At 35.2% G+C, this 11682-nt stretch carries 10 protein-coding genes and 1 tRNA gene; 1 reads left to right on the top strand and 10 read right to left on the bottom strand.

Going from position 1 to position 11682, the window contains the following annotated elements:
* Positions 1–34 precede the first annotated feature (34 nt).
* The 3 genes from Q4500_RS07195 to Q4500_RS07185 all read right to left on the bottom strand — a co-directional run bounded on the left by Q4500_RS07195 (position 35) and on the right by Q4500_RS07185 (position 3690).
* Positions 35–1384 (bottom strand): exopolysaccharide biosynthesis polyprenyl glycosylphosphotransferase, encoded by a 1350-nt coding sequence (locus Q4500_RS07195; protein ID WP_303599015.1) that lies wholly within the window; start codon positions 1382–1384, stop codon positions 35–37.
* A 184-nt stretch (positions 1385–1568) separates the two neighbouring features.
* Positions 1569–2681, bottom strand: coding sequence for a GDP-mannose 4,6-dehydratase (gmd, locus tag Q4500_RS07190; protein ID WP_303599014.1), 1113 nt, complete (start codon positions 2679–2681; stop codon positions 1569–1571).
* 493 nt (positions 2682–3174) lie between these two features.
* Positions 3175–3690: a UpxY family transcription antiterminator gene (locus tag Q4500_RS07185; RefSeq protein WP_303599013.1), complete on the bottom strand. Its 516-nt coding sequence runs from the start codon at positions 3688–3690 to the stop codon at positions 3175–3177.
* Between the two features lie 211 nt (positions 3691–3901).
* Here Q4500_RS07185 and Q4500_RS07180 point away from each other — a divergent pair, with 211 nt between their 5' ends.
* Positions 3902–4171: a hypothetical protein gene (locus Q4500_RS07180; protein WP_303599012.1), complete on the top strand. Its 270-nt coding sequence runs from the start codon at positions 3902–3904 to the stop codon at positions 4169–4171.
* A 215-nt stretch (positions 4172–4386) separates the two neighbouring features.
* On the opposite strand, the gene Q4500_RS07175 is transcribed toward Q4500_RS07180, so the two are convergent.
* The 7 genes from Q4500_RS07175 to dnaE all read right to left on the bottom strand — a co-directional run bounded on the left by Q4500_RS07175 (position 4387) and on the right by dnaE (position 11622).
* Entirely contained in the window at positions 4387–4602 is a 216-nt protein-coding gene (locus Q4500_RS07175; protein WP_303599011.1) for a GIY-YIG nuclease family protein, read from the bottom strand.
* Positions 4603–4741: 139 nt separating this feature from the next.
* Complete coding sequence (locus Q4500_RS07170) at positions 4742–5005, bottom strand: GIY-YIG nuclease family protein (RefSeq protein ID WP_303599010.1); 264 nt, start codon at positions 5003–5005, stop codon at positions 4742–4744.
* 133 nt (positions 5006–5138) lie between these two features.
* Positions 5139–5408: a GIY-YIG nuclease family protein gene (locus tag Q4500_RS07165; RefSeq protein ID WP_303599009.1), complete on the bottom strand. Its 270-nt coding sequence runs from the start codon at positions 5406–5408 to the stop codon at positions 5139–5141.
* Positions 5409–5464: 56 nt separating this feature from the next.
* Positions 5465–5538, bottom strand: a tRNA-Asp gene (locus Q4500_RS07160).
* Between the two features lie 72 nt (positions 5539–5610).
* Positions 5611–6540, bottom strand: coding sequence for a DUF58 domain-containing protein (locus Q4500_RS07155; RefSeq protein WP_303599008.1), 930 nt, complete (start codon positions 6538–6540; stop codon positions 5611–5613).
* A 117-nt stretch (positions 6541–6657) separates the two neighbouring features.
* Positions 6658–6975 carry a thioredoxin gene (gene trxA, locus Q4500_RS07150; RefSeq protein ID WP_024481982.1) on the bottom strand — a complete coding sequence of 106 codons (318 nt, stop codon included), beginning with the start codon at positions 6973–6975 and terminating at the stop codon, positions 6658–6660.
* Positions 6976–7185: 210 nt separating this feature from the next.
* Entirely contained in the window at positions 7186–11622 is a 4437-nt protein-coding gene (gene dnaE, locus Q4500_RS07145) for a DNA polymerase III subunit alpha (protein ID WP_303599007.1), read from the bottom strand.
* Between the last annotated feature and the right edge of the window lie 60 nt (positions 11623–11682).

Genomic DNA, 11682 nt, shown 5'->3' with positions numbered 1-11682 from the left:
AATATTAAAAATTTTATATTACTGTGGTCAATATTTAATATGCTTTTTCTTCACCTTTTATAGCATTATACACCGTGTAATAAATAATGGATAGATCTAGTTTTAATGACCATTTTTCCATGTAAAAAATATCGTATCGAACTCTATTTATAATATCTGATTGCTTTATTATTTCGCCTCTATAGCCTTTTATTTGAGCCAAACCTGTGATGCCAGGTTTAAGAAAGTGCCTTACTAAATATTTGTCTACCGAATTTTGATATTTTTCAGTATGTAAATGCATGTGGGGTCGTGGTCCAACTACGCTCATATGGCCTAGAAAAACATTTATGAACTGCGGTAGTTCGTCTATGCTTGTTCTTCTTAATATCCGCCCTAACTTAGTTACTCTCATATCGTTTTTACAGGCCATAAGAGTATCACAATCATTTGATCTTGTCATTGATCTATACTTATAGCATAAAAAAGTTTTTTTATTTAAGCCATGTCTGCTTTGTGTAAAGAATACAGGACCTGGAGAATCAAATTTTTGTAAAATATAAATTAGAGGTGATAGCCAAGAAAGAATAAAAACAATGACAATACTAGAGAAAAATATATCGAAGCCACGTTTAACTAAATTCGCATACTCTAATTCTAAAGGTGAAGCTCTTAAGTCTAAAACAGGAACATTGCCGTATAACTCTACTGACATCGCTCTTGTGAAAAACTCTTTATTGTCAGGTATAATTTTGATATGTTTAAAGGTATTATCGGTAATTCTTATTAGTTCTTTTATTTCGTTTTTAGTTAGTTGAGATGCAATACAGAATACTTCAGTAATATCATTTTCAAAAATATATTTGTAACATCTTTCTATTGGTCCTAAGTATGTGGGGCTTTTTGAATTTTTATTGTCAAAAAAACCAACGTACTCAAAGTTGTGATTTTGATTGTCAAAAATTGCTCTTACTTTTTTTAGATTTTTATCCCAACCTACAACTACGACTTTGTTTGGTTTAGAGATTGACGAATAATAGATTTTTTTTATCCAATAAAAAAACATTCTAAAAACTAATAATTGTAAGCATATAAAGCCATAAACACCAAAAAGGTATACTATACTATAGGTTTTTGGTCCTAAAAAGGTAAATGAAGAAAAAAACACCAACCCGTATAATACAAAAACCCGTAAAAAATTAAGCGTTTTCGACGTATTAGCTTGTCGTTTGGCATTTGAATAAAATTTAATACTGTGAGTTACAAATAACCATCCCAAATTATAGTAAATAACCCCGGTAATGCCATATCTATATGTCTCAGCTGTAAAATAATACAAAGTAACATTTATAGCAACTAGATGAATTAACAAAGAAAGAGGTATTCCAAAATAGGATTTTTTCATGTTATTAAATTATATGTCAATGAACTAGTTAAAAATGGTTAGTGAATACTATTTAAAAAAGTTTTAAAAAGTTAAATTGTATTTTTTGGATAGTAAAATCTAAGATTTAATAGGGATATTTTTTTGAAATTAAATGGGTTTTATTATTTGATTAAATTGTTGAATCTGATTAGATATAAAATTTTTATTCAAAGTAGTTATAGGTTGTATAACCGCCATTTTTCAGATATTGATCTTTTTGCATTAATTTCAAATCACTATTAACCATATCTTTTACTAAATCTTTTAATTCATATTCAGGAATCCAACCTAGTTTAGTATTGGCTTTAGTTGCATCGCCTATTAATAGTTCGACCTCTGTTGGTCTAAAATATTTGGGATCTACGTTTAATACTTCTTTACCAGTTTCTATTTTTAATTCTTTATTTGAGCATGATTTGACATATGCCTTTTCTTCGATGCCTTGACCTTTAAATTCTAATGTGATACCCAGTTCATCAAAAGCCATTCGAACAAATTCTCTGACAGGTGTGGTAACCCCAGTGGCAATAACCCAATCTTCAGGTTCTTCTGCTTGTAGAATCATCCACATCATTCTTACGTAGTCTTTTGCGTGCCCCCAATCTCTTTGAGCATCTAAATTTCCTAAATAGAGTTTATCTTGTAAACCTAAAGCAATTCGAGCAGCAGCTCTGGTAATTTTTCTAGTTACGAAAGTTTCTCCTCTAATAGGGGATTCATGATTAAACAATATACCATTACAGGCATACATGTTATATGCTTCACGGTAATTAACTGTAATCCAAAATGCGTACATTTTTGCCACTGCATAAGGACTTCTTGGGTAAAATGGTGTTGTTTCAGATTGCGGCACTTCTTGTACTTTTCCGTACAGTTCTGATGTTGAAGCTTGATAAATCCTGGTTTTTTTTTCAAGTCCTAATAAGCGAACTGCATCTAAAATCCGAAGTGTTCCTAAACCATCGGCATTACCTGTATATTCAGGAACTTCAAAAGATACTTGTACATGACTCATAGCCGCTAGATTATATATTTCGTCGGGTTGAATTTCTTGAATTAAGCGTATCAAGTTTGTACTATCAGTCATGTCTCCATAATGTAGAATGAAATTTCGATGTTCAACATGTGGATCTTGATATAAATGGTCTATACGATCTGTATTAAATAAAGATGCTCTTCTTTTTATGCCATGTACTTGATACCCTTTTTTAAGTAAGAATTCACTTAAATAGGCTCCATCTTGTCCAGTAATTCCTGTAATTAATGCTATTTTCATTGGTAAGGATTTAGAAATATTCTTAAAAAGAAAGTTTGTTGGTTCTGGAAATTTAACACAGCGCTCCGCATCGTAAGTCACAAAAATGTAGATTCACGGTAGTTATAATGTCAAATTCGAAGTATTTAAATTACTTCTGAAAAATATATCTGGGGGAAGTTTAAAGGTCAATGATTTCAAACAACTAAATGGGGAGAATTAAATAACAAAACAAACATATGTTGCTAAAAGATACATTCCAAAATAAAATGTTAACAAATTTAAAAATTACGGAATATGTATTTTTAGCAAATGTTTTAAGGTATATCGACAAATATTAGCGGTAAAATCTGTCAAAAAAATATAGCTAACTATTTGATATTTAAATTGGTAGAATTTTGAAATAGATTAAAGGTAGAATTGATCGATTATCTGCACAATTAATTATCACAAAATGAATTTGTAATACTTTCATGGTTTTGGAATAAAGAACATCACAGAAATCTGATGTATATTATACAAGATTCTTAATCTTCATATTAAGGACAACACCCATACCTTCTAAAATTAATTTAACACGGGTTTTGCCTATTTCTATGATTTCAGCTTTTTTGTTCTTTAAAGCTCCATGTTTAATGGCTACTCTATCGCCAGATTCTAATTTGGTTAGAGTGTAGTTTTCGACAGTATCGTTTGATAGCCATTTTTTTAAAGTTTCCATTTCAACCTCACGAACTATTGCGGGTTTACCCAGCCAAAATAAATAGCGAACAACCCCTGGCACTTCAAAGACTTTTTGTCTTTCGCATTCCGAAATATTTACAAAAACGTATGATTTAAATAATGGAACTTCTATTTTCTTTTTTCGATCGCTCCATTGCTTAATTTTTTTTATCATAGGGCAGTACACATCAATGTTTTGAATAGATAGTCTTTCGGCTACCTTTTTCTCATTTTTGGGTTTAACATAAAGTACATACCAGTTTTTAGACATATGGTCAAATGAATAGATTTTATAATAAGGTAACAAACTTTTTGCTTTTCTAGTATTTTAAGGACCTTAAAATATGAGTATAATAACGGTAGTAAACCATTTTATCAAGCTAGAATATTTCGTTTTAGGAGTTTGGCTTATATTCTTAAATACGTCAAATAGTTTTAGTGTAAGAAAAAGATTACTTATATTATACTATTATTGGAATTAGATCGTTATAAATAGAACCTCAAAATCTTATCGCCTTATGTTTTTAAACCTATTTAAGTCTAGTTCTAAACCGAAAAATGGTCAATCGCTATCTAAGAAATCTGTTTCTAATGAGTTGAATTCTCTATTGAATGATTTAACGATTGATAGTCCGAATAAACGCAAAGATTCGAAAGTAGAAAGTTCTATTAAAGAAAAGGCTGTTAACGTAGTTTCTTCTTTAGAAAGACAAATTGAAGAGAATCAGATTCTATACGCTAAAATAATGCAAGAGCGTATGATGAGAACGCGAAGAAAATTAGTGTAACAGCGTATGTGTAGCACTATTTAAAAATTCAATAAAGTAAAATATTTGTATATAAAAAGGCTCTCAAAAAATTGAGAGCTTTTTTCGTTCTGGTTCTCGGCTAAGCCGCGACAAGTAAGTACTCGAACCCGCGACCCTCTCGGTTGAGCCGAGACATGTATTCTAAGCTATTTTATAAGATTCGTTTTTTGACTAAAAAGCCAGAGTAGATATTGTCAATGTTGCCTTTTTAGCATTTTCTCTTTTATGAGCGCTTCTTTTTTAGAATCTAATTTTTCTGCATAAACCAGTTTCCATGGTCCTTTGTTTTTGGTGTATGTTGTTTTGCCTTGATTATGTTGTTCCAATCGCATTTTATAATCTGTAGAATATCCTTTGTAATAGACATCATGTGAAGTAGAATAAATAATATATACGTAGTGGTTGGTCATAAAACAGAAAAAAGTTTATAAACGAAAAAAAGCTCTCAATTTCTTGAGAGCTTTTAGCGGTCTGGCTCTCGGCTGGGCCGAGACAAGCAAGTACTCGAACCCGCGACCCTCTCGGTTGAGCCGAGACATGTATTCTAAGCTATTTTATAAGATTCGTTTTTTGACTAAAAAGCCAGAGTAGATATTGTCTATGTTGCCTTTTCAGCATTTTCTCTTTTATGAGCGCTTCTTTTTTGGAATCTAATTTTTCTCTATAGACTAGTTTCCATGGTCCTTTGTTTTTGGTGTATGTTGTTTTGCCTTGATTATGTTGTTTCGGTCGCATGGTATAATCTGTAGAATATCCTTTGTAATAGACATCATGCGAAGCAGAATAAATAATGTATACGTAGTGATTGGTCATAAAACAGAAAAAAGGTTACAAACGAAAAAAGCTCTCAATTTCTTGAGAGCTTTTTGCGGTCTGCTTCTCGACTGAGCTGTGACAAGCAAGTACTCGAACTCGCGACCCTCTCGGCTGAGCCGAGACATGTATTCTAACCTGTTTTTATAAGGTTTGTTTTTTGACTAAAAAGCCAGATTAGATATTGTCTATGTTGCCTTTTCAGCATTTTCTCTTTTATGAGCGCTTCTTTTTTGGAATCTAATTTTTCTGCATAGACTAGTTTCCATGGCCCTTTGTTTTTGGTGTATGTTGTTTTGCCTTGATTATGCTGTTCCAATCTCAGTATATAATCTGTGGAATATCCTTTGTAATAGACATCATGCGAAGCAGAATAAATAATGTATACGTAGTGATTGGTCATAAAACAGAAAAAAAGTTGCAAACGAAAAAAGCTCTCAATTTCTTGAGAGCTTTTAGCGGTCTGGACGGGACTCGAACCCGCGACCCCCTGCGTGACAGGCAGGTATTCTAACCAACTGAACTACCAGACCGTGGCGTTTAGCGAGTGCAAATATATGTAGTTATTTGTATTGCGCAAACATTTTTTTTACTTTTTTTTCAGTCTAGAGAAATTTATTTCTTTCCACGAGAAAAGTATTGAGCACTGTTGAGAAATCTCGGTGTATATCTATATCTACATATTTGATTTTATACTGGGCGCATTTCATTTTTATGTCAGATAAATACTCAGTAATACGTTCATTATAAGCTTCTTTAATATTATCGGCATACAAATCTAAATGTTCGCCAGTTTCAACATCGACAAATCTCTTTGGTGTATTTTCAAAATTGAAGAATAATTCGCGCTGTTTATCCATCGGATGAAAAAGTACCACATCATGCTTATTATATTTTAAATGTCGTAGCGCTTCGAACAATTCATCATCATTTTTTTCGGTTTGAAACATATCCGTAAACAGAAAAATGAGACTTCTACGTTTAATATTCTCTGCAATTTGATGCAAATAGGTATAAGTATTTGTCTCTTTTGGCGGATTCTTTGCCATACCAACTGCACTTAATTGCGCTAATAGCATTTGAAAATGACGTTCGCTTCCTTTTTCTGGTGCGTAATAATTATAAGCATCGGAGTAAATACTTAAACCAACGGCGTCACGCTGCCTTTTAAGCACGTTCATTAACGCGGCTATCGCCAAGACGCTAAATCCTATCTTATTTAAAGAATCGATACCCAAATTATCTACCTGCGGATAATACATGGACGCAGAATTATCTAAGATCATGTGGCACCTTAAATTGGTCTCTTCTTCGTATCGCTTTGTGTAGAGTTTATCGGTTTTTGCAAAAAGTTTCCAATCTATATGTTTAGTGCTTTCGCCGTTGTTATAGATTTTGTGTTCGGCAAACTCTGCAGAGAACCCATGAAACGGACTGCGGTGTATTCCGCTAATGAAACCTTCTACTACTTGGTTGGCAAGCAGCTCTAGGTTAGAGAATAGCGATGATTTGTTTAATTCTGATTGTAGATTCACAATTTTAAAGATAATAAAGACATATGAACTAACTGTAATGGTCGAATTAAAATTGTGCCAAATAAAAAGAGCTGGCATATGCCAGCTCTTTTTATCTATTATATAAGTGTGTTGTGCTTACAAAGCTGCATCAATTGCATCTGTATAAACTTTCTTAGGTGATACACCTACTTGTCTGCTTACAATTTCACCACCTTTAAAAACTAATACGGTAGGTATATTACGTACCCCGTACTTGGCTGCGAATTCTTGATTTGCATCAACATCAACTTTACCAACAACAGCTTTGCCGTCATATTCAGTACTAACTTCGTCGATGATAGGACCTACCATACGACAAGGACCGCACCATGCTGCCCAAAAATCTACTACTACTGGTTTATCGCTTTTTAAAACTACCTCGTCAAAAGTAGCATCTGTTATTTCTAATGCCATCTTAATATCTTTTATTGATTATGCAAATTTAGTCAATTATTCTTCTGTTTCCTTACAGGCTAACAATTCGTTTTGCCTATTCAGGTATCAAGCTAATTTATCAATTTATATAGTTCATTTCTTACATTGTAACGCTAAATAAAAGTTAAGCTTAACTAACATCTCATACGAAAACCACTTTTTCACTTGTTGTAAGTGATGCATACTGCTTTAATTCAGTTTAAAGTGAACGTCTTGTTTTTCTAAAAGTTGTAATAACTCGGTCGAAATATTTACTTTTTGTTTACGGCTATTTAAAGTTACTTTGATTTTTTCTTTCATTTCGTAAACAATAAAGTTAACATTATGCTCTCCTTTATGATTGGTAAAGGTGTCTTTTAATGTGCGCACGTTCTCCTCTTTTAGATTGGCGATGTTTAGTTTTATCGTAAGCTTTCTGGCGTATGTTTCCATGACTTCTTGTAATAGCATGAAGCTATTGAACTGCATTCTAGGGTCTCCTTTTTTGCCGGTATCTTTATTCATCCATCCGTCACGAACAAATAGTTTTACGTAGGCAAAGGAATTTATCATTAAGAAGTGTCTGAATTTCAGATACTCCTCTCCAAAAATTCGGAATTCATAAGAGTCCGTGTAATCTTCCATCGTAAATGCTGCCCATCCTTTTCCGTTTTTAGAAACTCTATGCTGTACATCTGTAATTACGGCGGCAAACGTAAGTTCTCTGTTCACGTAGGAAGGTAAATCGTGCACACAAGCTATATTGGCATTACAAAATGCCTTTACTTCGGTTTTAAAATCATCTAACGGGTGACCAGAGATATAAATACCTACTACTTCTTTTTCTCTGCGGAGTTTTTCCATAGTACCCCACTCTTCACATGGCGGTACCACAGGTTCTGGTATTTGTACTTCGCTGGCATCGCCAAAAAGACTTACTTGACTTGAGTTTTCGCTTTCTTGAAACTTAGCACCATACTTTATGGTCTTTTCTAAAAATGTGACTCCGTCTCCTTCATTATGAAAATACTGAGCTCTATGTGTATCACCGAACGAGTCAAAACCACCCGCAACGGCTAAACTTTCAAATGCTTTTTTATTGGCGGCACGAAGGTCTATTCGTTTCGCAAAATCAAAAACTGATTTGTATTCTCCTTCCTCTTTTCTGTTTTCGACTATGGTTTCAACAGCACCGCGACCAACACCTTTTACGGCACCCATTCCGAAACGGACAGCACCGGCATCGTTCACCGCAAATTTATAGTACGATTCATTTACATCTGGACCCAATACTTCTAAGCCCATGCGCTTACATTCTTCCATGAAGAAGGTAACCTGTTTAATATCATTCATATTGTTACTCAATACAGCAGCCATGTATTCAGCAGGGTAGTGGGCTTTGCAATATGCGGTTTGGTATGCGATCCAAGCGTAGCAAGTAGAGTGAGATTTGTTAAAGGCGTAGGCTGCGAATGCCTCCCAATCTTTCCAGATTTTCTCTAGTTTATCAACGGCATGTCCTTTTGCTGAAGCTTGTTCAATGAACTTAGGCTTCATCTTATCTAGTACGTGCTTTTGTTTTTTACCCATCGCTTTACGCAAGACATCGGCTTCACCTTTTGTAAAGTCCGCCAACTTTTGCGATAATAACATCACTTGCTCTTGGTATACCGTAATACCATAGGTTTCTGCTAAGTATTCTTCATTGGCATCAAGGTCATATACAATCTCTTCGGTACCATGTTTTCGGGCAATGAAACTTGGTATGTATTCCATCGGACCAGGGCGATACAAGGCGTTCATGGCAATTAAATCCGCAAAAACAGTAGGTTTTAACGCCCTCATGTGTTTCTGCATACCGGGAGATTCATATTGGAACACTCCAACAGTTTCTCCTCTTTGGAAGAGCTCGTATGTTTTTACATCATCTAGCGGAAAATTCTCTGGATCCAATTCAACACCATGTTTCGCTTTCACGATTTTAACGGTATCCTTAATTAAGGTCAACGTTTTTAATCCCAAGAAATCCATCTTCAACAATCCTGCATCTTCCACAACCGAGTTGTCAAACTGGGTGCAGTACATTTCAGAATCTTTAGCAAGTGCCACAGGTACGAACTTGGTGATATCATCGGGAGTAATAATTACCCCACAGGCATGTATACCAGTGTTACGTACAGATCCTTCTAGAATATAGGCTTGGTTTAAGGTTTCTGCTTCGAGGCCATCACCTTCAGAAATTGCTAAAAGCTCATTTATTTTTTCTAAATCTTCTGACCTGAACTTTGATCGTAAGACTTTTTCATCGACCCCAATAATCTTCTTTAGCTTAGACATGTCAGGTATCAATTTTGCCATGCGATCGGAATCTTGCAAAGGCAAATCTAAAGCACGAGCCGTATCTCTAATAGCAGATTTGGCAGCCATAGTACCATAAGTGATAATCTGTGCTACTTGATTTGAACCATATTTATCGATTACATAATCCATAACGCGACCACGCCCTTCATCATCAAAATCAATATCAATATCGGGCATACTTACACGATCCGGATTTAGGAAACGCTCAAAAAGTAAGTCGTACTTAATGGGGTCTAAATTGGTAATCCATAAACAGTAGGCAACGGCAGATCCTGCAGCAGATCCACGACCAGGACCTACGGATACATCCATAGCTCTCGCAGCCCTAATGAAATCTTCTACAATTAAGAAGTAACCAGGGTAGCCGGTTTTTTCAATTACCTTAAGCTCAAAATCTAGTCGTTCATCAATAGCAGGTGTAATTTCGCCATATCTTTTCTTGGCACCTTCATAGGTGATATGACGTAGAAATTTATTCTCACCACGCTTACCGCCATCTAATTTATCCTCTTCGAATTGAAATTCTTTAGGAATATCGAAAGCTGGTAACAGTACATCGCGTGCCAATGTAAAGGTGTCTACTTTATCTATAATTTCTTGAATATTGATGATAGCTTCAGGTATATCCTTAAAAAGCTCTTTCATCTCATCAGATGACTTAAAGTAGTATTCTTGGTTCGGTAGTCCGTAACGATAGCCGCGACCACGACCTATTGGTGTAGCTTGTTTTTCACCATCCTTAACACATAAAAGAATATCATGCGCATGTGCATTTTCTTTCTCTGCGTAATAGGTATTGTTGGTGGCAACTAGTTTTACATTGTGTTTTTTAGCAAACTGAATTAATACTTGGTTTACACGATCTTCGTCTTCTTGACCGTGGCGCATGATTTCAATATATAGGTCATGGCCAAAAGTTTCTTTCCACCAAATTAGCGCTTCTTCAGCTTGGTTTTCACCAACATTTAAAACCTTACTAGGTACTTCACCGTATAAGTTACCTGTCAACACCATGACATCTTCTTTGTATTGCTCAACAACTTTTTTATCTATTCGGGGGACATAATATTTACCCGAAACGAATGCTATAGAAGACATTTTTGCAAGGTTCAAATACCCTTGTTTGGTCTTAGCAAGCATTACTATTTGATACCCGTTATCTTTTTGTGATTTGTTGGTGTGATCTTCACAGACCTGAAATTCGCAACCTATAATAGGGGTGATTTCTTGTTCAGGTTCTGGTAGTTCGGTTAAAGGTTCATGCCCTTCTTCTAACGTACCGTTTTGGGTTGCTTCATAACGTTTTTGGTTTGCTTCATTTCTTGATACTACACCTTTATTATGGTTCAACACTCCGTTTACGAAGTGAAAAGCACCCATCATATTTGCATGATCCGTCATGGCAACCGCAGGCATTTTAGCTTTTGCAGCAGCTGCAACTAAAGCAGGTACGCTTATAGTCGATTGAAGGATGGAAAATTGAGTGTGATTATGTAAATGTGCAAAACTTGCGTTTTCTAATGTTGCTAAGTTCTCTTGAATTTCTTCTTGAGAAACTCCGCCAGTATCTTTTGCCCAAAGTGCATCGGCTATTTTCTTCGATGCCTTTTTTAGGTTAATGTGTTTAAGACCAATAAGTTCAATCTCTTTCGGATTCGCCTCAGAGAAATTCTTGAAATAATCTGGCTGAACATCTAATTGTTCTTTTGTATACTGTTGCTTACGAATAAGCTCTAGGAAACAACGCGTGGTTGCTTCAACATCGGCAGTTGCATTATGCGCTTCGCCAAATGGCTCGCCAAATAAATATTGATGCAGTTCTGTTAGTGTAGGTAGCTTGAATTTACCACCTCTACCACCAGGAATTTGACAAAGTTTTGCGGTGTGCTCTGTACAGGTATCTAAAATGGGTAATTCTTGTAGTGGATTTTCAACACCCAAACGGTGAAACTCGGCACCCATAATATTTAAATCGAACCCCACATTCTGCCCAACTACAAATTTTGTTTTAGACATGGCAATGTTGAATTTCTCTAATACCTCAGATAGAGAAATACCTTTTTGCTCTGCCAGCTCTGTAGAAATACCGTGAATTTGTTCGGCATCATAGGGAATATTGAATCCGTCTGGGCGAACCAAATAGTCTTCATGCTCAATGCATTTTCCCATTTCGTCATGCAACTGCCATGCTATCTGAATACAACGCGGCCAGTTGTCAGTGTCGGTAATAGGGGCATTCCATTTTTTTGGAAGACCGGTGGTTTCGGTATCAAAGATGAGGTACATAACGAATTTTCTGTGTGTTAAAAAGCGGTCAGTTACTTGACCTAAAAAGTGCATATAAAA

It is taken from the genome of Maribacter sp. 1_MG-2023, assembly GCF_030547005.1.
Lineage (GTDB): Bacteria > Bacteroidota > Bacteroidia > Flavobacteriales > Flavobacteriaceae > Maribacter.
Note: the sequence above shows the minus strand (reverse complement) of the source record. Positions and strands in the feature narration are given on the sequence as shown.